Below are 22,476 nucleotides of genomic sequence, written 5' to 3'. Positions count from 1 at the left end.
TCATGAGAGTGATCCTTCTTTTTTAGCAGGATCACGTCACCTCAAGCGATTAATTTTTTTAAATGATATAGAATGAAGCAATCACAACACTGAGAATCACACCCGTTTCAGTCAGCTCAATTGCTGCGCCTACAGTATCGCCAGTAATCCCGCCAATACGTTTAATAAATACAGAACGCAGATAGAAAAGCATCAGTAAAAAAACCAATAGTGCAACTAAACCCACCCATTTGAAGATACAAAGCAATGAAATTGTAATGACAAAAACCATCCAAAGTTGCTTATTTGGCATAAAATCAGTCATAGAACACCCTAAGCCTTGAGCACGCACATAAGGTGTAGTGAGGAATAAAAACAGTGGCACACTGCGCCCCAGCATAGGCAAGACAATTAAAAAAGCTGCCATTTGTTGTTCGAGCAAAACGTATAAGGCCACAAATTTCAGCAAGCAGACACCGATTAAACTCAGCACGCCGATTGGACCACAAGCGGGGTCTTTCATAATTTTTAGGGTTCGTTCAGGATCACCAAATCCACCGACCCACGCATCTGCACTATCCGCTAAACCATCGAGATGTAATCCACCTGTTAGCCAAATCCAAAGTACGAGAATCAGCGCCGCGCTCAAGATAATCGGAAGCTTTACTAACAGCATTGCTGAGGCAAATAAAATCAATCCAAGCAACAAGCCAACCAAAGGATAAAATAGTAATGCCTGACCATTCTGCTTTGCGCTTGGCATCGTTTTGAGTTCAATTGGTAAAACAGTCAAAAACTGCAAGGCAATCCAAAAAGGTGTCATGCAACCTCTCAATCACATCAGGTTCATCGTGCATGGATTATGAAGAAATAAAATTGGGAATAGCAAGCTATTCCCAAATGAAAAGACTGTATATCTTAGCTTATTGAATTTGATAACATTGTTTAAGCTTCAAATAATCATAATAAAAACTGTTATTGCTATAACGTGCATAGTTACAACTCGACTTAAACAAGGTTTCTTTCTCGTTATAGAACATCTTGACCAAGGTTGTGCCTTGCTTATCTTGATAAATATCCCACTGTAGATTTGCTGCCATTGGTGACACCGTCTCACCACGCCAAGCACTGGTGTTATAACTATAAGTTTGACGTAACGGTAACGGCTGCATCATGTTATGCAACTCTAAACTGGTCGCCAAAGGAATAATGATTTCAGCATGGGCAAAACGTAATACTGCACGATGAGTTTGCTGTTTATCCACAATCGCATCGACCTGTTTAAATAAGTCCTGTTTTAAACCTTGGGCAATTGCACTGGTGACATTCTTCGATTCGGTAAAACTTGGACCTTTAGTGTAAAAATCATTGGCATCGTTAAATTCAGCATAGAACTTTGCTGCATCTACAGGCATATACTGATCAAAATCAGTCCCTTTCAGTTCAGTTTTCATGCCGCCTGAAATCGAATACAACTCATAGATATAGGCCGCTGCATCCACAGCACTGGCAATACTATTTTTTCCCTTACCTTTTTCAGTGATGGTTTCACCTTTAGGTGACGTGACGCTATAAGAGCCGGTATTGCTAAATACATATCCCGTTGTTCCCAATTTTTTAATAAATTCAGACTTAAAAAGTGGATTCAACACGCTAATTGCCACCTGTTCAGCACGGTTATTTTTCACAAGCTCATTGAGTTTATTGACCAAATCTGCATCATCTTCTTCAAAATGCTGATAGGCTTGACTGGCATCGTAAATCGCCTGTTGTTGCGCCGATAAAGGTTGTACTAGATCTTGCTCTTTGTTCAAACTATGAAAATAGAGTTTAAAACGATCAACGCCACCATCTTCAATTGATGGCACACTGCTACTGGCTAAGCTGGTGTAGGAGACTGGGATGATATGTGTCTTTAATTGTGGCTGCTGTTGGAGCAATTCAGCAGTAAAAAACTTGGCACTATCCACCGCGCGATCTACACCCGAGCTTTGTACTAAAATTGATGATGATTGCTGGGCTGCAGTTTGGAACAAAGTTGGAAGCCGTTGCAATAAACGATCGGCAATACCGCGATGCTCCTGAATACCTTGCATGCTTTCATTACCATAGCCAAACTGACGGATGCCATCTACACCATAACCGAGAAGAATATTAGCCTTCATCATGCTTTCCAAATCTGCCCCCAGCTTTTCGCCTAAAGGTGTGAGCGCATTTTCAGCTTTGGCCTGTTTCCATAGGTTATACAGCGCTAAATCATATTTGATGCTGGATAAGCCGCGAGAACCATGACGGGCAACCAGTTCAGTAAATACTGGCTGAAACCCTTGCGGAATGGCTTCATATTTTTTTAGATCTTGTTGCGGTTGGTATGGAGTTTTAGTCTGATAATATTTTGATGCAGTACTCGTTTCTGGCGGATTTTGCGATTCTACGTGATCGTCATTATTACATGCCGCCAATACAATGCTTGCGCATAACACACTGCTTTTTAATAATATATTCATGAATGATTTGCTTATAGGTTAAGAAATGCCCTGTATCATAGGCAGTGGCAATGACAGTTCGATTACAAGACCAAAGCAAATACTGGAAATAGAATAAGATTTTATCGCTGCTAAGTTGCTATTTTTTCAGAAAAATGAATTTTATTTTCAATTTGAGTTAAGTTTAAAGAATATAGCTTACCTAACTCTGCGGGCATGGTTAATAGATCATCTAACTTATAATGACGTGCCAAACAAGTGAGTAATTTAATTACACCACCGTGTGTCACCACCAAAGCCCTGTTCCAATGATGCTGCTGCATTTGCATGTAAATATCATCAAAACCATGCATAACGCGCTGCTGAAATTGATTCAGTGACTCCCCATTGGGTGCTTGATATCGGGTTGGAAATTGCCAGAAATTTGCCAATAACTCAGGCTCTGTTTCATAAATGGTTTGCGTGGCAATACCTTCCCAATCGCCAAAATACATTTCCTTAATTTCTGTATGGAGCAGCAAAGGTAATTCAAGTTGTTTCGCCAGTGCTGCCGCAAACTTTTGACAGCGTTGCAAGGGTGAACTGATGATTACATCCCATTGTACTTGAGCAGCAAGATGCTGCTCAACGGTGGATTGCATTTGCAACCAACCTTGTTCAGTAAGCGCATCATCCAAATGTCCACGTAAGGTATGGCTGAGTGTCGTTTCCCCATGCCGCAGTAAATCAAGGTGCAACTTTATCACCCGTAACCGCAGCTTCGGCAAAGGTTGCCATTTGATTATGCAGCACACAAGCCAGTTGCAACATAGACAGTGCAGCTCCTGCACCACTACCTTCACCCAAACGCAAATTCATATTTAAAATAGGTTGTGCATCCAATGCATTTAAGACACGTTGATGTCCATACTCAGCTGATTGATGTCCAAACAGCATCCATGCATGGCTTTGTGGTTGCATACGTACTGCACACAAGGCTGCAACCGAGCTAATAAAGCCATCTACCACAATCGGCAAACCGATTTGTGCACAGCGAATATAAGCACCTGTCATTGCCGCAATTTCTAGACCGCCAACAGCTGCCAGAATTTTTAAAGCGTCATCCGCCACATTCTGTTGATGCAGCTTCACGGCTTGATCAATGACAGCGATCTTATGTTGTAGTTGTTGGTTATTAATTCCTGTCCCCACACCCGTCAGTTGTGCAGCACCTTCATGCAACAACAAACAGGCCAGTGCTGAAGCTGAACAGGTATTTCCTATCCCCATTTCCCCTGCAATAAAAATATCAGCAGCTTGTGCTTTAGCACGATCAACGCAGTCTTTACCCAGTTGTAAAGCCGCTAAGCATTCCTGTTCCGTCATTGCGACTTGTTGAGCAAAATTAGCGGTACCTGCACGAATGCAATGCCGCTCAACCCCAACATAATCATAGGCTTCACCCACTGTACCGCAATCCACCACTTGTAAATGTGCATGATGATGTTTGGCAATCACACTGATCGCTGCACCGCCTGAAGCAAAATTTTGCAGCATTTGACGGGTCACGGCCTGCGGATAAGCCGAAATATTTTCGGCTACAACGCCGTGATCGCCTGCAAAAATCGTGATCCAAGGCTGCTGAATCTGTGGATGGAGCGTGCCTTGTAAGCTGGCCAACTGTATTGCAAGTTGTTCAAGTTGGCCCAAAGCACCAGTTGGTTTGGTCAATTGAAGTTGTCGTTGTTCAGCTTGTTGTTTCGCATCTAAATCGGGTTGCTGTACTTGGGCTAAAAACCATGGCGCTTGTTCAGTCATGTTATTTCTCATCTTTTAAAATCATTGGAAAGCCTGCTACACAAAACACGACTTTATCGGCAAGTTGCCCCAGAGTCTGATGCAAACGCCCTGCTTCATCGACAAAACGACGGCTAATTTCTCCCATTGGTACCACTCCCAGCCCAGTTTCATTGCTGACCAGAATAATTTGAGATTTTAGTTGTACTAAGACTTCGAATAATTTTTGCATCTGTTGTGACTGAAAATCTGGGTCTTCAGCCAATAATAAATTACTCAGCCATAAAGTCAGGCAATCAACCAAAATCACTTGGTTTGCTTGATCGCATTGCAAGAGTTGATCTGCCAGATAAATCGGTTCTTCAAGTACCTGCCAATGTGCTGGGCGTTGCTGTTGATGATGTGCAATACGCTGCTGCATTTCTGCATCTAAGGCTTGCGCCGTTGCAATGTAAATCACCGATAAACCTGTATCTTTGGCAATTTGTTCTGCCAAACGGCTTTTACCTGAGCGTGCTCCGCCTAAAATCAGTTGCAACATATCTAACCTAGTTCAATTTGATGATAAGGATACAGTAATCCTTGTAAAATCTGAGCTTTATAATAACCGAAAGTTATTTTTTCGACCTGAAACTTTATATTTTTTATTGAAAGTTGTTGTATCCGCTCCAGTACAATATTACTGAGCCAAGCTTTACGATACAGACCTAAAGTAATATGCGGACAATATTCAAGTGCAGCAACCTCATTCGTCACTTGAACAAATTGTTGGCGAAGCTGAGCCAGTACATGATCTTGGTCTTTGATATGCAAAAATAAAGCACTGCTAAAGCTATCTATCTGTCTAATTTCCAGCTCAAAAGTTGTCAGCTGTAATGCTTTAAGCATTTTGATCTGTTGCTCTAACTTCTGAATCTGAAAATCATCATCGTACTGCTGAGCAGCAGGTTGCAAGAAACCACAAACAAATAGGGTGATGTGATATTGACGTTGTTGTTTCGGAAGCAGCAAATCTGAAAATTTTGCCTGGATTTCATCTAAATATTGAATCAGTTCTGGCTGAGCAATCTCGATATACCACACCCCATAGTCCGAGCGCCCCACATGCCATTCAGGATAATCACGCTGTTCGGTTGCAATCAATTGCGTCTCTGTTTGTAATAACACAACTTCAGCATTCTGTTGAAAGTTGTGTTATTCAAACATAAACCTGTTTAGAAGTTAAGATATCTTCCCCAATCACGGGCATTTAAGCTGTCTGAAGTTTCAGTTCATCTAACTGTGACAAGAATGCTTCATGATTTAGTTCTGCCTGAATCCCTTGATAGAGTTGATTTAATAAGGCTTTCTTCTGGTTTTCAGTAATATCCATATGTTCAATATTGGTCTGTACATGCTTTACGATTTTAATTTCGTCCAACTCAAGCATTTTCAAGGCATAGACATAACCATAAATTGCGCCTTGCATTAACTTTTGATAAGGAAGCTGTTGTTGCACATGGCCTTCTAAACTGCCTAACACCCGCTCGCTTAGATTGAGTTTTCTGAGTGGATCACGAGCCACGCGCTCGCAGGGATCTTTATAGGCAGATCGACAAGAATGCAGGAAACTGTCTGCCATACGATCCAGTTCTTTGGCTTGGTTGGGAATCATATTGGCTAGGCCCAATTTAACTTCGTTGACCACCTGTTCAGCATATTTCATGATCTTTGGATCCGCCATGGCAATACCAATGGTGTCATGTCCAAGTGCACTGGCATACCACGCCAGCATGGCATGACAACCATTCCATAAGCGATTCTTAATGATTTGAATCTCAGAAATCTGATCGACTAAAATCATTTGGCGCATTTTACTCAATAAGGGACTACGGTTCTCCACATAAATCGGCATATCCGTTTCACTATGGAACAGGATGAGATCCATATTCTGTAGGAATTGCCCTGTTTGAAACTGCCCACGCATATCATCTAAACAATGTGTGATCTGCTGTTCCTGCTGTTCAGTCAGCGCGGTCTCATCTGACAACTCAATCGCTTCAGGATTCAGCTCATTTTGATATTGCTTAAACAGGTTATGCTTGATATTAAGCTGGCGATATAAGGCTTGATCACTAAGTTTGGATACCATTCGATTGACCACGGTATCGCAAAAATAATGCTCACTTAAAATATGTTCGGCAATATCCTCATCCGTCATGGTCAGTAAGGCTTCACGGATATGTTTCAAGACCAAATATTTTGCGCAGACTTTATTTAAAATAATCAAAAAAGTAATCGGCTCATTATTTTGTACATCTGCTGACATAAAACGAGCCAGTAGCCCCTTGGCAATGGTTTTGGCCTCAGACGCAATTGCCTGTTCAGGTAAGCAAAGTGCAATCAGACTAGATTGCATATACATTTCTAGCATCTGCTGTTCATTATCAGCATCAATCACTGTGAGATTATCAATACGCTCATCATAAGAAGACTGACCATATCGAATACTGTAGCGACCAAAACTATTCACGGACTCTAGGTATAGACGATTTCGGGTTGAGGCTAAAATACATTTCGGTCGCGTATAACCATCCCAATAGGACAAGATCTGAGCCACATAACCGCCACCAATGGCACCAAAACCATGAATGCCGACGGTCAATTGATTGGAACTCTGCGGAAATAGCTCTTGTAACTGCGGCATGCCCTTTTCGGGAATATATTGGTCTAAAGCATTCAGACAGTCATACATGTCGGGATAATAGAAATTTGCTTTGGAGAGCATATGATCGTTAGGTTCTTTAATGTCTTTAAATAAAATCGTGATTCCGCCTGCATCATAGGCTGAACAAATACCATTCTCCGAGTCTTCAAACATTAAACATTGCTGCGGTTGTAGGTTTAGTTTTTGTGCGGCTTTTAAAAAGATTTCTGGATGCGGTTTGCCCTTTTCAACTTCATCCCCACAGACCAAAAGATCAAAAAATTTATAAACATTCGCATTAATGAGATATTCTTCGGCAATTGCTCGACGGCTTGAGGTCGCGACTGCCATTTTTAAGCCTGATTTTCTTAGGCGCTCTAAGACCTGAATCAATCCTTTTTTAATTGGTACACCATTGTTACGCACAAATTCTAGTTCCACTTCATCTGCACGTTTGCGAATCGCACCATAAGGAACATCTGCACCATAAAACTTTTGTGCCAGTTGCTCCGATGCTTTCGCACTGAGCCCTAGACACTGCATCAAATATTCATCTGAAAATTCCTGTCCAATCAGCTCTTTTGATGCCTGTTTCAATGTCTGGAAGCGTAAGCGCTCGGTATCAAACATTGTTCCATCCATGTCAAAAAGTGCGCCTTGAACAGGATAATCATGAAAAATAAGCATCTTTACTCCTTTTATCTATCTTGTTATGACGTTTTATAGGGTACATAAAAAGTGACGCTAAAATTCAAATCTTCAATAAATGAAATAAATTTGATTAAAAAACAAACAATAAAGCCATGTTTCTAGACAATATTCGACTGAAATAGTCTGAATACTTGCATTACCATGAAAAAGATGAGTCTTTTTTAACCAAAAACTCAGCTTTATTCATCCAGTAATAGCGCTGCCTCACCTTCTTTTCGAATCAGTATCCAGCTAAAATACAGCCCAATTGACAGGGTTAAAAACAGCAATAAATAGAATGGAAAATGGCTGCTAAAACGATATAAAAAAGTACTGAGTAAAGGACCCACAATTAAACCCAATGCTTGTGTCGCAGTACAGAAACTTGCCATTTTAACCTGCGACTGTTGTGAAACTGCTTGAGCAGCACCCGTAGTAAATGCAGGTAATAAACATGCGACTGAAACGCCATAAAAAATATAGCTGGCCTGAAATACCCAAATTGTAGGTGCATACAATGAAAGTGATAAGCCAAAACACATGGTGACTAAGCCAATAATCACTAAGCTATTTAATTTAAGCTGCAACACTTTCACGATTAAAAGTTGAGTGAGTAACAGACAAACGCCAACCACCAGCATGCATTGAGAGAAATACACTGCGCTCTGCTGGCTACTGAGATAAAATTTATCCTGAATGTAAAAACCTGCTGTCATGTTTAAGGTCACGATCGCAATATAAGTCACAAAACCTAAGGCTAGCCAAATCAAGCTTCGTTTGAGAATTGGCTCCTGCTCTAAAGTGCTATTCTCCTCTTGTTTGAGCTGAGAAATATCCGACTGAATTTGTGCAGTTTTGCCAAACAAGATACTGAGCGCAATACTGACTAAACCCAGTAATCCCACGGCAATCCACATCGGAAAAAGTAGACCGCCGAATAATAAGACTGACGTCGCAAATGGCCCAACAATCATGCCAAAACTATTCATTGCACCAAACATTGCCATCTGCTTACTACGATCATCCGCTTCTACTGCATGCGTCATCACATAACTTTGCAGACCAATTTGTGGCAAAGCCATAAAAATGCCTGTAGAAGCACGACTCAGTACCAGCAAAATAAAAATCAGTAATGTCGGTAAAAACGCTTGTGTTCCAAAATACAGAATCAAGCTGAAAATAGCCCAAGTAAAGGTCATTCCCCAAAAACCATAATTAACGAGCTGGTTGGGAGATAGCTGACCTTTCTTTTTCGCAATCCAGATTGAGGCAATCGCCATACAGATTGCCCCTGCTGAAACAATCACACCACCCTGAAATTCAGATAAATGGAGCTGGCGTGTCAAAGGTGCGAGTAATGGGAGAATCATGGAAAAACAGGTGCCATTGATCAAAGCAGCCAGTGCTAAAAATTTTAAATTATTGTTCATCATGAAAATCATCAAAAGAAAAGGCATCTAAACAGATGCCTTTTTGATTAGATTAATATTTGAGGGTGTAGCTCAAACCATAAGTACGGCCTTGTGCAGGCAGGCTAGAGATTGGCCCATAAACCGCCTCAGCTGCTTGGCTAAATACAGTTTTATATTCCGTATTCCAAACATTATAGACACCAAAGCCCACCGTTCCGGGACCTGCTTTCGCATTGGCAATCACATCCATAACGGCATAACCTTTGATCTTCGTAGCAGCATTTGGTCGGACGTTGGTATCATATTTTGCCTTTAGAGAATCTTCATATGCTTTATCAGTTCCCTTCACCGCCAACATCTGCACTCTTAGACCATTGCCTTTATCATCATTCCATTCACCAAACAATGTACCTTTGACTGGTGAAACTTGTAATGCATTAAGCTCTCGCCAAGAGCCTGCAGCATCTTTGAATTGTCCACGGGTATATGCCAGTGTTCCACCAACACTAAACTGATCTAAAATAGGCATACTTGCATTCGCTTCAACGCCGTAAATTCGTTGATCTGTATCTGCAACCGTAACTGAGCGATCTGCTTTAAATTGAACCACTTTATCAGATGTATTATAGAAAGTGGTTAAACCTAAATTTGCGCCAAGGTCGTTTTGGAATCTCCAACCAAGTTCATAGTTGTTGACCGTAATTGGATCGACATTACCTGAGCGAACGACATAACCTGCTGAAACATCACGTAATAAGCGTTGAATATCAGGCAAACTAAAACCTTGCGAGAAATTAGCAAACACTTGTTGTTGATCATTTAATTTATACACTGCCCCCAAATTAAACAGTGTCTTATCATGTTTTACAGAGCCCGCTGCGACTGTACCGACGGGTTGACCAGTGATATCCCCTTGAATGGCCGAAACTGTTGGTTTAAATGCCGCGGTATCACTTTCAATACGTTGATAACGCAGACCTGCCTGTACATTTAACGCATCTGTTAAATCATAGTTCCCTTGAATAAATGCACCTAAATTTTTAATGGTCGCATCGGGGCCAAAATCATAACTACGGCCAGTATTCTGATATTTCAATCCATTGTCGGTAAAACTATATAAGTCAGCTACTTGCTTATCTTTTTCATGATCATAATCAACACCATAAGTCAATTTTAAATCACGATCTGCAAGATTAAGCTTTGATGTCATCGCAGCTCGTACACCAGCGACATCAATATCAGACTCTGATTGATAGGCTAAGTAGTACCCTGCTGGGATAAAGTTACTAAGTATGGTTGGATAAAATCGGGCTTTTTCGTTACGGTAATAAGCTTCAACATTCAGCTCTTGACCTAATAAGTCGGTATTTTGATACTGGGCATTGACAGCATAGCGCTTGGTAAATGGCTGATCATCAATTTCAAACCCTTTTAATGCTTTTAAGCTTGGCGGATTACCTCTTAAAACTGCAAAATTAGGGCCATAATCAGGACCGTAATCTGAGTCTTGTTTATCGTCATAATATTGTGCCCCAACGCTTAACTTCTGCTTATCTGTAAACTGCCAGCTTAAACGTCCATTGATATCAACGGTTTTCGTATCTTGACGATCTGTCTGTGCAACTTCAGGCCCAATTCGGTCGCCGTGACTGTCTTGAATCTCGCCACGTTGAGTATAGCTTGCACCCAGAAAACCATTCCAGTCACCTTGTTTGAAAGCAACGGATTGGTATGCTTCATAGGCCAAAGCATCACTTTTAAAATTATCACCAGAAGTCACACCAAGTTTTGATTCAAAGTTTAAGCCTTCACCAGAACCCTTTTTAGTAATGATATTGATGATCCCACCCATTGCACCAGAACCATAAATACTGCTCGCACCAGAAACAACCTCGACACGCTCAATTGAATCGGGGCTAATACTATTTAATTGACGTGAGGCATCACGAGATCCAGTTTGCGCGACCCCATCAATCAAAATGAGAACCTGACGACCACGCATGGTTTGCCCATAGTTAGTAGTTGTACCACTGCTTGGACTTAGAGAAGGCACCAATTGAGCCAAAATATCAGCCAATTTACGTCCCGCAGCTGATTGTTGTTCAATCTGTTTTTGCTCAATGGCCTGAACTGTTCCTGCAATTTCAGCAATACTTTGTGCTGAACGTGATGCTGTCACTACGATGGGTGCCAATTGGGTTGGTTTTTGGCTTGCTACTGCAGCAGTGGTTTGAACAGTGGCATCTGCTTCAACCGTCTCTGCATACAATTGTGTGCTGATGGCTAAGCTGAGCAATGTTAATGATGTCGAAAGTGAACGTACTTTCATAGATTTCCCCCTAGGTGAGTTGTTCCGTTTGTTTTGCTTTGTGGATTAACACTTGGCTGAGCAAGACGCTCAAGACAGATGCTGCCGCTAAAATGAGATAAAAATTTCCATAGCCAAAAGCTTTGGCCAAGAAGCCTGACATTGCACCGCCAATGAAATAAACCAGCAGCTCAAAACAGACCAAAATGGTAAAATCGGTTCCTGCTTGTTCTTTGGAGCTGGTATGCATGAAATGGGCGTATAAAGCCGTCATGGCGATATAGCGGATTGCCAGAATAACGACAACGAATAGTCCCAATAACATATGCCACTGGTTAAACCAGCTGAGTAAAACGGCTAGGCCAAGTAAGGCATAGACCAGACTGCGTGCCCAACCGGCCCAAATCAGTAATTGTGTTGCTGCTATTTTTTTTAATAGGAAAGCGGCTGTCACTGCGGCCAATAAACCAATGCCCGCACCAATCACAGACATCAATACACCAATCTCTGCCAAAGACCATTTTTGATCAATCAACATCGGGTTCAGCATGGCCATTGCAGGTGCTTCGACTATGCGATAACACACAATCAATGCCAAAGCCCATAATATTTCTGGACGTTTAAATGCCCGAATCAGACTCGGTGGCTGCTTGGCAATTTTTTCTGTATTTGAATTTTCTTTGATTAGAAAAATTGCAATCATGGTCAATGCCGTCATCGCAGCCAAACACATCAGTGCGGTTTGCCAACCATATAATTGATACAGCCATAAAGTTGCAGCCCCACCAATCATACTGCCGAGCGCCACACCAATACTTTGCGCCATACTGCCTAATCGGTATTCGGACTCGGCAAAGGTTTCAACGGTATAGCCATCAATCGCAATATCTTGGGTCGCAGCAAAGGTTGAAATCCATAACCCGACAATGACAAAGATGCTTAGACCATAGTCAAATTGCGTCAAAGCCAAGGCAACGACACCCAAGACCAAGGCGATCTGGGTGAATAAAAGCCAAGTTTTACGTTTACCAAGCGCTTTAAAATAAAAGCGATCAATTAAAGGTGCCCAAAAAAACTTAAATGCCCATGGGATATACAGTAGCGACAACATCCCAATCCAGCGTAAATCGACGCCCTGATGGCGTAAAATCGCAGGTAAGGCGACATTGTAAAAATATAGTGGTAACGCATGTGCAAGATAGAGCACAATAACAACTGATAGACTCAGTGCTGAAACTGTTTTTATTGGAAAATCCTGATCATGTTTTAATGGTTGGTTCATACATACCTCTGCATGGCCCATTGCATGGCAGCGGTTTTTTCTAAACTAACAAAATAAGGAACATGCCAAGCTTTTTGTAAAGCTGGTGTGTCCAGTCGAATGCGATCTGCTTCATCTTGGGCAATTCGGGCAAGTCCTAAGCAATATTGGTAAAAATCTTGTTTATATTGCTTGTACCACTTGCCCTGAATTTCGCGATATTCTTCGGGAAATTCAGTGTTTGGTTCGGTTTGCATAATCAGCACAAAACTTCTTTTTTGCTCGAAATATTGCTGAATATGCGTTAACCATTGTTCAAATTCTGTCACTGAGACATGCGCTGCAAAGCGCATGTCCAAGATGTGTACCTCATTGATGGATAAGCTCATGTAACACTCAAGGTTTTGGCTGGCTGATCAGCGAGCTGTTGTTGTGACGTTTGGTAATATTCCCCAAACTTGTTATAAAAAGTTTCTCTAAAGCAGTAATACAACATTGCCGTTTTTTCTGGCATCGGAATTAAACGCTGGCTTTCATAGCAAAGCTCTGCAACAACCGCGGCATAAGGCTTAACCGTATGATCTGGTTCACCCACGATTTTTTTCGCTTGCGAATGTTCAAAAATATAAAAACTCAGTAAACGAATGGTTGGGCGTAAGAAACCTTTACCAAATACGGATTTATCACCAAATAGCAAATGCCAGCCGAGATCATTGTCATCACCGTCGTAATAACGACCTAAACGATCACGCTTACCTTCATAAATCTCGGTATAGCCCACATCTTTGCCATCTACCCCCACAATCAATAAACGTTGATGGTCATCTGCCAGCATTTTGTCGAAGTAAACCTGTAGATCTAACTCTGATTTATTTAATTGCCATTGTGGAATAACATGCGGCTCATGCATCCACTGATGCAGCAAAGGAATATCTTGTGGATATTGCACTTGGCGTAAGTAGTACTGTGTTCCATCTTCGTGGTATTCAAAATAATCGGGTAATTGCTGAGAAATAGTTTTCATATCGAACCTTTATAAAATTTAGAAGAAGACTTAACCCGCTTTCGACTCAGCTTGCTGAGTTGACCAGTCTGCCAATGTTTCAGGGCTGACTGGGTTCGGGATTGGATCAAGGAATACAGGCACTGGACGCTCTGCTTCATCGTTATAACTGGTGGTAAACAGGCGCACACGGTTCAAACAAATTTTGGTGTAGGTTGGGCGCAACATGGCAAATTTTTCAGCACGTTCAGCCAGCTCTGGATGTTGTTGGTTAAACGCAACAATGGTGTTGGAAATGGTCTGCCAGAAATCAAGTTCGGTGTATTCAGGATAATCTTGCAAGAACACATTACAGATATAGCGGTAATGCACCATGAACAGACCTGTGAAAATGAAATGGCTTAAATCGGTAGCTTCATGGCGTAATAACAGATCGCCTTCGGTTGGCAATTGAGTCAGTTCAGGAAAATCTTCATCCACTAAATTAATGTCATCAATAAAGTCTTTTAAGACCAATGCTTTCGGCACGCCATTTTCATGTACCAACATGGTGTTTTCACCATGCGGTGAAAAAGCTAAGCCATAGCGATATAGACAAAGTAATAACGGACTTAAGCAAACTTGCGCAAATTGCGCCAACCATGTCAAAGGACTTAGACCTGATGCTTGAATCAGTACGCTCAGGATTGATTGACCTGAAATATCTCGGTGTAATAAAGCTGCTTGAGAGAGGACTTGCTGAGATGGATCAACATAGCGATCGACACTTTCACGCCATAAACAGCCAAATAACTCTTTAAACTGATATGGTGCGCCGTCAATTCGGTCAAAACAGGGTTGATGAATCGTTAAAGTTGCAATTTCACCCAAGAAAATCACGCCAGTTTTTTGTAGGTCTTGATCTTGGTGACGGATCTGTTTTAACCATCCTGTCACGGCTGGGGCTGCAAGATTCCGCTTGGAAGGTAATCCACGATAAACAGCGGTATTGAAAATACTCACTGGCAGCTTAATGTAATGACGTTGTAAGTTTGATGTGTTGCATAATGTACGAATCGACTGCATTGGCACATAGCTGTCTTGACTAATATTCAGCTCAATGATTTTCTGATCAACGATCTCATTGGCGTAGGTTGGAACCAACCATTGGTGCCATTGCCATGCATGTACTGGAATCAAAAAATAATTTTGAGGGTCCAGATTTTTTTCTTTTAAGATATTGATGAATTGGTGCAGTTCATCGGCATCAAACTCATGCTGATATAAACCACAGGCATCCCATTGTTCAGTGCTGCGATACTCTGCTAAATCACGATGCACCGCCAACCAGAGTACTTTCACTTCCGGTGAAAGTTCAGGTGCCGAGGTCAGATAATCATCATAACCAAAGCCCATGCGTCCCTTACTCATAATCAGCCATGGATGGCCTCGTAACATGCCTTCAACTTTATAATGCGCTTCAGTTAGCGCCGCGGTGCTTGGTAGGCGTGCTTCATTAAATAGATGTGCTTCTGCCAACCAAGTATTATTCATTTCCTTAATCAAATAGGCTTTGGTGAAAGGCTTTACATTGGAACTGTCGGCCATTGCGACAATAAACTCATGTAAATTCCAAGCGAGCTGATCACTCTGCTGACCAGTCGTTACATCACGTACCGAGCCTTCTTGAATATTCCAATGCCCTAACAAATATTGATGGCCTTGAAACTCATACTGACGATTACCTAGATCTAACTGATAACGTCCTGCTGATGAGGCTGTCACTTCAATAATTTCTTCATATAGAAACTCTGCAATCGCCATTTCAATGAGACGCTGCCCAGCAGTACGCCATTGCTGCTGATTAATTTTTAAAGTTGCAAAGTTCATATCAATTTCTCATAAGTTGAATGTACAGAAGCACTCTGTGCCCGTGTATTTGTACAGCGACTGGTTGAATGTGCCGTAATCGTGCTCTGTTCTGTTTTCTTTAAAATGGGATGGTTTTGATCGACCTTTTTGTCAGGAAAACTTACTTCTGGAGCTGCGTTGTTATCAGCCATTTGGATTTTAGGATTTTGACTAATTGCAAAATGCTGGAAGGTCTGTGCCTGCTGACCAAGATCATAAACTTGGCTTTCAGCCAATTGGTTAATAATCGTGGCTGCACGAAAAGCACCAAGACCTAGATCTGGCGTGCCGACACCATGACTATGCATTTCTTGATTCTGGACAAAGATATGACCATTCAGACGGTGTACGATTCGATAATCTGCGGTAATTTGCCAACGCTGTTTATGGTCAAATTCGATATAAGGTTTCAGCAACTGCATAAATCCAAAATCAGGGCTAAAGTAACCCGTTGCCGCAACGAGGAAATCACAGTCAAGATGGAAGGTCTGTGCCGTCGCACGGTGTTGGAAATGCAATCGGATTTTTTGTGTATCCAACACTTCTGCATCTTTCAGATCACATTGGCTATGTAAATGTGTCTGTAAGCTTTTTCCTGCAATACTGCGGTGATACAGTTTTTGATAGATTTCGCGGATAGTTTTTGCACTAATCCCTTTATATAACAGTGCTTGTTGCTGTAACTGCTGTTGTTTTTGTTGCGCTGGCAAATCATAAAAATGCTGCGCATAGTCTGGGCTAAAGTACTCCAATCCTAATGGCGCATACTCCATCGGGAAGAAACCTTGCGAACGGGTCAACCAGTGCAGATCAAACTGATGATTCGCTTCATCTTGTTGTTGATCAAACAAATCAATAAAGACTTCTGCAGCAGATTGTCCAGAACCTAATACGACCACATCCCCATGCAAATCCGCATCAGCGTGCGTCATATATTGAGCGGAATGGAGACATTGTTGCGGCCGTTGTTGCTGAACTTTTGCCAAGCATTCAGGTAGATAAGGAACATTTCCACTGCCAATCACCAAATGACGGCATAAATAACTGTGCTGAACGCCTTCCGACTCTACAACTACTTTAAAACCAATGGGTTGAGGTTCGATCTCCAGAACGCGAGATTGATATTCGATACAATCCAGTTGCTCTGCCACCCATTGGCAATAGTGGTTATATTCACAACGTGGAATATGGGGTTGTTCTAAAAAGTAAAATTTATATAACCGCTGCTGATGACGCAGATAATTCAAAAAGCTGAATGGGCTAGTTGGATCAACCATCGACACCATATCAGCCATAAATGGAACCTGCAATACGGTATTCGGTAATTGCATTCCTGCGTGCCAGTCAAACTGTGGTTTCTGCTCGAAAAATACATAATTTAAAGAGCTTTTATTTTGTAGCAGACTAGCCAGACTTAAATTAAATGGCCCTAGGCCAATTCCAATAAAATCAAGCATAACTGACATCCTTCTGTGAAATACGCAGCGGATTTGGCAGTTGCACATAGACCGATTGGTTTTCGACAGGTGCGATGAGCTCATCTAACTCATGCAAGCGTGTCAGTAAATTGCCTTTATACGGTAAAGTCGAATTGAACAGTAATCCCTGTAACAAGGTACTATCAGGATATTGCTGTAATTGCTCTTGTAGGAAAGCTGTGAGGTGTTCCAGTAATTCATCTTCAGTGATATAGCCTGTAGCGCCAATCGCATTGATAATGCCAAACAAGGTATTACCAAAGAAATAGTAGCTAAAACGTTCATCGACAAAATCTTTAGGACCCACTGCAAAGGCTTTTTCTTTCAGTTCAGGCAATGCTTGCAGAATTTCAGTTGCAAATTCTTCGATATAATAAAAACCTTGGTTATCACGCAGCCATAAAGTTTTTGGGAAATGATTTTCCAACTCTAACAAGACATTCTGCTGGTGTGATTCAAAGGCCATGCCATAGCGATGATATACATACATCAACGGTTGCAAACTGACTTCAAGGAAACGATTAAACCAATCCAGAGCAATTTCAGAGAAATCGGTTTCAGGATGTGTTTTGGCAATTTTTGCGAATAAAGCATTAAAACGGTTTAAAGGCTTATCTGGATGATCCTGACATAAGGATGCGATACAGGTGACTTGCTGTTGCGGATGAAATGGCTGATCACGGAAAATACAAATACTTTCATTTACCACTTCATCATCAATTTTTAATGCAATCCATGCAGGGTCATTCACCGCTTTCAAACTTGGACACTGCTTTAAGATATTTTGACCAAACTCGCTATGCCAAAGACGATGAGTCAGTTCACCACGATGGCATTCTTTGGCTAAATTGACGCGAATAGAATTGGTGATCATCACTGAAAGTGACGGCTTCACCATCCACGGTGCATTAAAACTCGCCAGTGTTCGGATTGAAGTGGTTGGAGAAAATTGCCAACCACGTAAACCTAAATCAATGAGTTGTCCTGTTTGTTTCAGTCGCTCAAACCACGGTTTACTTTGTAAATAACGAGCTTGCCATGGATGGAGTGGAAGCAGCTTATATTCGGTATGGGTTTTTAGCAGGTTGAGATCATTTTCAGACAGATACCACTGCAACGCCGTTTTTAATTGCGCTGAAATGCTGTCATCAGTGGCGCTGCCTTCGGAAATATAATCTTGGTGTACCAGCCAATAATGCAGTTGAGTCTTGCCTTTATGCTCAGGTGAAAACTTTAACCAATCTTCATGCACAAAACCGGTTCTACTTTTCGGCGCTGGGTGCATGCTATGCCCTAGAATCAGTGCTTGTTCTGTTTCAATAAAGTTTTGACCCGCTTTGACAAGGTCATCGAAATCAGCTTCGCGTTGCAGCAAAAACTGTTCAAGTGCATCACGGCTTTGAATCCACTTCTCAAGCAAGGAAGCGGCATCCAATGGCACAGATGATTCAAAAACCAATTCTTCAAGCAATAACCCGACGATTGCAACAGAACTGAATGTCTTAACTTGTCCATGCATCGTGATTTGAGGAAGATCTGCTACACGGTGTCGCCCGACTCGACTGACATAAGATAAAGGAAAATTACAGTGTGCTTGAATAGAGTGAATAGGAATGGATAACAGCGTCAAACCTTGGCTAAACGCTCGTTGTTGTGGACTTTGCTGACTGTTATCTAGCAAGTGACCTTTGCCAGTTTCTTGCGTATATGCGTTGACGAAATGTTGCATCGCCAACCGATTGGCAAGTGATTGCATCTGACGGTTTCCTCTTTCAAGAGAGTTAATTTGTTTTTCGAAATGTTTTAGGCCTGAAACACGTCTTAATCGCAAGGGAGTTTATGATTAAGATTGAGCTAATGATAATTATTATCATTTATAATTTCAATTCAGCTTTAACTTTGCAAAAATATCGCTCAAGCTATTGAATTAAATCTTTTTAATTTAGAATTTAGCGCAAAAAAGATACAAAAAGATAATAATAATTCTCATTAAATAAAATGATAATTTTTGTATTGGCAATAGTTTTTACAGATTTAAATTTATCTATAAATAACAATGAATTAAAATAATATTTCCTATAATGTTTATTTTATTCGTCTAAAACATCAAAAAAGCTTGCGCCTAACAATGTGGCTAAAACTTGCGGATCCAAACCAATGTCTAGTCCCCTTTTACCGCCGCTGACATAAATTTTGTCGAACGATTTTGCTGTTGCATCAATAACAGTTTTCAAGCGTTTCTTTTGCCCAAGTGGACTAATTCCCCCGACCAAATACCCCGTTAAACGCTCTGCATCTTTAGGGTTTGCCATTTGTAGTTTTTTACATCCAACTGCTGTCGCCACTTTTTTTAGATTGAGTTGGTGGTTTACAGGCAAAATCGCAATAAAATAATTTTTTTCGTCAGTTACCATCAATGTTTTGAAAACTTCTTCTACCTTCAAGTTAAGCTTTTCAGCAGCTTCTAGTCCGAAGCTTTTGGCATTGGCATCATGTTCATATTCGTGAATAGAAAATGGTATTTTATTTTTTTCCAACAGTTTACAAGCAGGTGTCATAACGATTCAGTATTTTTGTTTAAGCTTAGTAGTTATATAAGTGTAGCATTTTTAAATAAAGGATGAAATTTACTTAGGCTATTTCCGATATCAATCTGTGCTTGATAAATGCATGAGCAACCTCATATAGTGGCTAAAGGTGAAATAAACAGGCTCAATAGTTCTATGAGTTATAAGCATAATAATTTGATGGCAATGCGCCAAAATTATTGGGATGATGAGTCATCCAGCACAGTACAGGCGGAAAAACAATTTCTCAGAAAAATGCTGATTGAAGAAGGAATTTTCAAAGATGCAACTTTAGACGACACCAAGTACTTTTTCTTCACGCTGCCCAGTATTATTATTGTTAAGGCTTATGCGGTTGGCTTTCACCATAGTCAAGTCAAGCAGATGTTAGTGAAACATATTCATAACCATCGGGCAGCTTTAATGCAAAAGTCTTCACTAAAGATTCAGTTCAAAATTTAGGACAAATGTATAGTAATGACGAAGTAAATGTGAAATATTTACTTAGGCGCTTTAAAAATAGATGCCTTATTGCACAAATTTAGACTGATAATTCAAGAGATTGAACTATTTTAATACGTTCAAAAGCTGTAATATCCGCTACAATTCAAGTCTCGGCTTTCAACCCTCCGATTTCAGCATAGGATTTTTCTTTCATGTCAGATCAGAACGATAAGCTTAAGAATCTAAAAACCTCGTCGGTGGATCGTCGCTTATCTATTGCAAAAGCTTCTTTACTTGCTGGAACACGTTGGGCAACTGCAAGTGCAACTTCCCTCTTTTCCAGTGAGGAAGAAAAAGAGAAGAAACGTAAAAAAGCCATGGCTGAGCAAGCACATTATTTAGTTTCTGAAATTGGCAAACTCAAAGGTTCAATCGTAAAGATCGGACAAATGATGGCGTTGTATGGTGAACATTTCTTACCTGAAGAAATCACACAAGCTTTAAATACTCTCAACAACCAGACCGTCGCCTTAGCTTGGCCTGCGATCAAAGCACATTTACAAGATCAACTGGGCTCAAAACTTGACGAGCTTACGATTGATCATGAGCCGATTGGAACAGCATCACTTGCTCAAGTCCACCGAGCTACCCGTAAGTCAGATGGTTTAGAATTGGTACTTAAAATTCAGTATCCGGGTGTTGCTGAAGCCATCGATTCTGATATGAATCTGTTTAAGAACATGCTCAAACTGACACGGATGGTGCCGCAAACCCGCGAATTTGATCAATGGTTCGATGAAGTCCGTGAGATGATGCATCGTGAAGTCGATTATGGCATTGAAGCGGCAACGACTCGTCGCTTTGCTGAGCGACTGAAAGATGATCCTCGTTACGTTGTCCCTCAAATTGTAGATGAGTTCTGTGCTGAAAAAGTGCTGTGCATGACCTTTGAACGCGGTGTCCCAGTTAATAGTCCTGTTATGCTTTCGCTGCCACAAGAACGCCGTAACCTGTTGGGTGAAGCCTCTTTAGAAATCGCGGTGCGCGAACTATTTGAATGGGGTGAAATGCAAACCGACCCGAACTTTGGTAACTACTTGGTTCGTTTAGGTAATGGTAGTGATGTTAAAGATAAAATTGTATTACTCGACTTTGGTGCCATTCGCCAATTCGATAACAATTTACTGACTGTTGCCCGTAATCTGATTCATGCGGGTTACGATCATGATAAAAATGCAATGATCAAAGCCATGACTGGTTATGAATTCTTTGATAGCATGCCAGACAGTGTTAAGCCTGGCATGGCCGACGTATTCTTGATTGCAACAGAGGCATTTAGTTGCCCGAGCAACAATCCAGATATGCCCGCAGGCATAATGGATGAGCAAGATCGTTATGACTGGAAAAAAAGCCAATTGCATAACCGTGTGATGCAACAGGCGGGACAATCGATGGCTTCACGCTATTTCTCGGTTCCACCAAAAGAGTTTATGTTCATTAGCCGTAAGTTTATTGGCGCGTATACATTTATGACGGTGATTGAAGCAAAGACCAATGTACGCAAAATGATTCCGCAATTTGCCGAATAAATTGCTCAATCGAGTATAAAAAAGCTGTTCAATTCTCTGAACAGCTTTTTTTATAAATCCAGAGCTTGAACACTCGAAGACAATGAATTCTGAGTCTTGAGTAATCTTTTCTGTAAAACTCAATCACGTGCTGCAATCATAATCGCCTTAGCAAAACCAGTGGGATCAGTAAATAAAGTTTCATGTCCCCCGTCCGCCTCTATATAACGAAATAAACCTAAGCGCTCAGACAAACGTGGATGCCAGGATAAACTCTGTGGCAGTGCCGTATCTTGTTTGCAATTCAGATATGATTTTGCAATTTCCATCTCCGCAATAGGTTTTGACAGTACAATAGGATCACTAAAACAACGATAGGGTTGTGGCGTTAATAATTCATACGCAGATTTAGCAAGCACTTCATCTGCATCATTCATAAAGCATTCACGCCAAACAGGAAATGGTAAAGAGACTGCATGATTATTAGCCTCAGCCATTTGATCGAACAAAGCTTTATATTTTGCTGGGGCCATATCATTCAGACATTCATTTGGAAATGGTACGAAGGCATTTGCATATACTACTCGACGAATCCGCAGTGGAATACGATCAATAACCGCAGAGATCACCATACCCGCATAACTATGCCCCACCAAGCGAATATTATTTAAATCATACTGCTCTATATATTGAATCAGTGAGTTAATGGCATCTTCTAAACCAATTTGACTACAATCTTCATTGGAGCGATTACCTGCCAAGGTTGGACAATGAACAATATGACCTTGAGAACGGAGATATTCAGCCGTTGGTTCCATTAAGGCGCCGTTGTGCCATGCACCGTGTACGATAATATAAGTATCAACCATGATCAATCTCTCTATTTCCCTATGTAAGTGGATCAACACGTCACATATCATCTTGTTTA

19 protein-coding genes are annotated in these 22,476 nt (G+C 41.1%); 2 read left to right on the top strand and 17 right to left on the bottom strand.

Annotation, left to right across the window (positions count from 1 at the left end):
- Nucleotides 1-58 precede the first annotated feature (58 nt).
- The 16 genes from Aba26S_RS02125 to ybaK all read right to left on the bottom strand — a co-directional run bounded on the left by Aba26S_RS02125 (nucleotide 59) and on the right by ybaK (nucleotide 19,527).
- The gene (locus Aba26S_RS02125) at nucleotides 59-802 is read right to left on the bottom strand and encodes an adenosylcobinamide-GDP ribazoletransferase (RefSeq protein WP_043969918.1); all 744 of its coding nucleotides are present in this window, start codon (nucleotides 800-802) and stop codon (nucleotides 59-61) included.
- A 100-nt stretch (nucleotides 803-902) separates the two neighbouring features.
- Complete coding sequence (locus Aba26S_RS02120; protein ID WP_043969917.1) at nucleotides 903-2,486, bottom strand: histidine-type phosphatase; 1,584 nt, start codon at nucleotides 2,484-2,486, stop codon at nucleotides 903-905.
- A 110-nt stretch (nucleotides 2,487-2,596) separates the two neighbouring features.
- Entirely contained in the window at nucleotides 2,597-3,202 is a 606-nt protein-coding gene (locus tag Aba26S_RS02115) for a histidine phosphatase family protein (protein WP_043969916.1), read from the bottom strand.
- A complete protein-coding gene (gene cobT / locus Aba26S_RS02110; RefSeq protein WP_043969915.1) occupies nucleotides 3,192-4,262 on the bottom strand; it encodes a nicotinate-nucleotide--dimethylbenzimidazole phosphoribosyltransferase in 1,071 nt (356 codons plus the stop codon). The genes Aba26S_RS02115 and cobT overlap by 11 nt, the downstream gene beginning before the upstream one ends.
- Nucleotide 4,263: 1 nt before the next feature.
- A complete protein-coding gene (cobU, locus tag Aba26S_RS02105; protein WP_043969914.1) occupies nucleotides 4,264-4,782 on the bottom strand; it encodes a bifunctional adenosylcobinamide kinase/adenosylcobinamide-phosphate guanylyltransferase in 519 nt (172 codons plus the stop codon).
- A 2-nt stretch (nucleotides 4,783-4,784) separates the two neighbouring features.
- Nucleotides 4,785-5,408 carry a 2'-5' RNA ligase family protein gene (locus Aba26S_RS02100; protein ID WP_043969913.1) on the bottom strand — a complete coding sequence of 208 codons (624 nt, stop codon included), beginning with the start codon at nucleotides 5,406-5,408 and terminating at the stop codon, nucleotides 4,785-4,787.
- Between the two features lie 82 nt (nucleotides 5,409-5,490).
- Nucleotides 5,491-7,614, bottom strand: a complete 2,124-nt coding sequence (gene mtlD / locus Aba26S_RS02095; protein WP_043969912.1) for a bifunctional mannitol-1-phosphate dehydrogenase/phosphatase — start codon at nucleotides 7,612-7,614, stop codon at nucleotides 5,491-5,493.
- 203 nt (nucleotides 7,615-7,817) lie between these two features.
- Nucleotides 7,818-9,074 (bottom strand): MFS transporter, encoded by a 1,257-nt coding sequence (locus tag Aba26S_RS02090; RefSeq protein WP_043969911.1) that lies wholly within the window; start codon nucleotides 9,072-9,074, stop codon nucleotides 7,818-7,820.
- Between the two features lie 25 nt (nucleotides 9,075-9,099).
- Nucleotides 9,100-11,358 (bottom strand): TonB-dependent receptor, encoded by a 2,259-nt coding sequence (locus Aba26S_RS02085; protein WP_043969910.1) that lies wholly within the window; start codon nucleotides 11,356-11,358, stop codon nucleotides 9,100-9,102.
- Nucleotides 11,359-11,368: 10 nt separating this feature from the next.
- Complete coding sequence (locus Aba26S_RS02080; RefSeq protein ID WP_043969909.1) at nucleotides 11,369-12,619, bottom strand: MFS transporter; 1,251 nt, start codon at nucleotides 12,617-12,619, stop codon at nucleotides 11,369-11,371.
- Complete coding sequence (locus Aba26S_RS02075) at nucleotides 12,616-12,987, bottom strand: hypothetical protein (protein WP_043969908.1); 372 nt, start codon at nucleotides 12,985-12,987, stop codon at nucleotides 12,616-12,618. Before Aba26S_RS02075 ends, Aba26S_RS02080 begins: the two co-directional genes overlap by 4 nt.
- Nucleotides 12,984-13,622, bottom strand: coding sequence for an acinetoferrin biosynthesis acetyltransferase AcbD (gene acbD / locus Aba26S_RS02070; RefSeq protein WP_043969907.1), 639 nt, complete (start codon nucleotides 13,620-13,622; stop codon nucleotides 12,984-12,986). Before acbD ends, Aba26S_RS02075 begins: the two co-directional genes overlap by 4 nt.
- A 30-nt stretch (nucleotides 13,623-13,652) precedes the next feature.
- Complete coding sequence (locus Aba26S_RS02065) at nucleotides 13,653-15,470, bottom strand: IucA/IucC family siderophore biosynthesis protein (protein ID WP_043969906.1); 1,818 nt, start codon at nucleotides 15,468-15,470, stop codon at nucleotides 13,653-13,655.
- Nucleotides 15,467-16,948, bottom strand: a complete 1,482-nt coding sequence (locus tag Aba26S_RS02060; protein WP_043969905.1) for a lysine N(6)-hydroxylase/L-ornithine N(5)-oxygenase family protein — start codon at nucleotides 16,946-16,948, stop codon at nucleotides 15,467-15,469. The genes Aba26S_RS02065 and Aba26S_RS02060 overlap by 4 nt, the downstream gene beginning before the upstream one ends.
- Nucleotides 16,941-18,725, bottom strand: a complete 1,785-nt coding sequence (locus tag Aba26S_RS02055; RefSeq protein ID WP_043969904.1) for an IucA/IucC family siderophore biosynthesis protein — start codon at nucleotides 18,723-18,725, stop codon at nucleotides 16,941-16,943. Before Aba26S_RS02055 ends, Aba26S_RS02060 begins: the two co-directional genes overlap by 8 nt.
- Nucleotides 18,726-19,059: 334 nt before the next feature.
- Complete coding sequence (gene ybaK, locus Aba26S_RS02050; protein ID WP_005241368.1) at nucleotides 19,060-19,527, bottom strand: Cys-tRNA(Pro) deacylase; 468 nt, start codon at nucleotides 19,525-19,527, stop codon at nucleotides 19,060-19,062.
- A gap of 165 nt (nucleotides 19,528-19,692) precedes the next feature.
- Here ybaK and Aba26S_RS02045 point away from each other — a divergent pair, with 165 nt between their 5' ends.
- Both Aba26S_RS02045 and Aba26S_RS02040 read left to right on the top strand, forming a co-directional pair.
- Complete coding sequence (locus tag Aba26S_RS02045) at nucleotides 19,693-19,998, top strand: hypothetical protein (RefSeq protein WP_005241366.1); 306 nt, start codon at nucleotides 19,693-19,695, stop codon at nucleotides 19,996-19,998.
- Nucleotides 19,999-20,192: 194 nt separating this feature from the next.
- Nucleotides 20,193-21,569 carry an AarF/ABC1/UbiB kinase family protein gene (locus tag Aba26S_RS02040; protein WP_043969903.1) on the top strand — a complete coding sequence of 459 codons (1,377 nt, stop codon included), beginning with the start codon at nucleotides 20,193-20,195 and terminating at the stop codon, nucleotides 21,567-21,569.
- 119 nt (nucleotides 21,570-21,688) lie between these two features.
- Here the strand turns inward: Aba26S_RS02040 and Aba26S_RS02035 are convergent, their stop codons facing one another.
- The gene (locus Aba26S_RS02035) at nucleotides 21,689-22,417 is read right to left on the bottom strand and encodes an alpha/beta hydrolase (RefSeq protein WP_043969902.1); all 729 of its coding nucleotides are present in this window, start codon (nucleotides 22,415-22,417) and stop codon (nucleotides 21,689-21,691) included.
- Between the last annotated feature and the right edge of the window lie 59 nt (nucleotides 22,418-22,476).

This window comes from Acinetobacter sp. NBRC 110496 (assembly GCF_000876115.1).
Taxonomy (GTDB): domain Bacteria; phylum Pseudomonadota; class Gammaproteobacteria; order Pseudomonadales; family Moraxellaceae; genus Acinetobacter.
This window is presented reverse-complemented; position numbering and strand designations above follow the sequence as displayed.

Excerpts from the sequence above, each read along its gene's own strand:
- Aba26S_RS02125 (WP_043969918.1), bottom strand. The coding sequence starts at position 802 with ATGACACCTTTTTGGATTGCCTTGCAGTTTTTGACTGTTTTACCAATT.
- Aba26S_RS02120 (WP_043969917.1), bottom strand. The coding sequence starts at position 2,486 with ATGAATATATTATTAAAAAGCAGTGTGTTATGCGCAAGCATTGTATTG.
- cobT (WP_043969915.1), bottom strand. The coding sequence starts at position 4,262 with ATGACTGAACAAGCGCCATGGTTTTTAGCCCAAGTACAGCAACCCGAT.
- cobU (WP_043969914.1), bottom strand. The coding sequence starts at position 4,782 with ATGTTGCAACTGATTTTAGGCGGAGCACGCTCAGGTAAAAGCCGTTTG.
- mtlD (WP_043969912.1), bottom strand. The coding sequence starts at position 7,614 with ATGCTTATTTTTCATGATTATCCTGTTCAAGGCGCACTTTTTGACATG.
- Aba26S_RS02090 (WP_043969911.1), bottom strand. The coding sequence starts at position 9,074 with ATGCCTTTTCTTTTGATGATTTTCATGATGAACAATAATTTAAAATTT.
- Aba26S_RS02085 (WP_043969910.1), bottom strand. The coding sequence starts at position 11,358 with ATGAAAGTACGTTCACTTTCGACATCATTAACATTGCTCAGCTTAGCC.
- Aba26S_RS02080 (WP_043969909.1), bottom strand. The coding sequence starts at position 12,619 with ATGAACCAACCATTAAAACATGATCAGGATTTTCCAATAAAAACAGTT.
- Aba26S_RS02075 (WP_043969908.1), bottom strand. The coding sequence starts at position 12,987 with ATGAGCTTATCCATCAATGAGGTACACATCTTGGACATGCGCTTTGCA.
- acbD (WP_043969907.1), bottom strand. The coding sequence starts at position 13,622 with ATGAAAACTATTTCTCAGCAATTACCCGATTATTTTGAATACCACGAA.
- Aba26S_RS02065 (WP_043969906.1), bottom strand. The coding sequence starts at position 15,470 with ATGAACTTTGCAACTTTAAAAATTAATCAGCAGCAATGGCGTACTGCT.
- Aba26S_RS02060 (WP_043969905.1), bottom strand. The coding sequence starts at position 16,948 with ATGCTTGATTTTATTGGAATTGGCCTAGGGCCATTTAATTTAAGTCTG.
- Aba26S_RS02055 (WP_043969904.1), bottom strand. The coding sequence starts at position 18,725 with ATGCAATCACTTGCCAATCGGTTGGCGATGCAACATTTCGTCAACGCA.
- ybaK (WP_005241368.1), bottom strand. The coding sequence starts at position 19,527 with ATGACACCTGCTTGTAAACTGTTGGAAAAAAATAAAATACCATTTTCT.
- Aba26S_RS02045 (WP_005241366.1), top strand. The coding sequence starts at position 19,693 with ATGAGTTATAAGCATAATAATTTGATGGCAATGCGCCAAAATTATTGG.
- Aba26S_RS02040 (WP_043969903.1), top strand. The coding sequence starts at position 20,193 with ATGTCAGATCAGAACGATAAGCTTAAGAATCTAAAAACCTCGTCGGTG.
- Aba26S_RS02035 (WP_043969902.1), bottom strand. The coding sequence starts at position 22,417 with ATGGTTGATACTTATATTATCGTACACGGTGCATGGCACAACGGCGCC.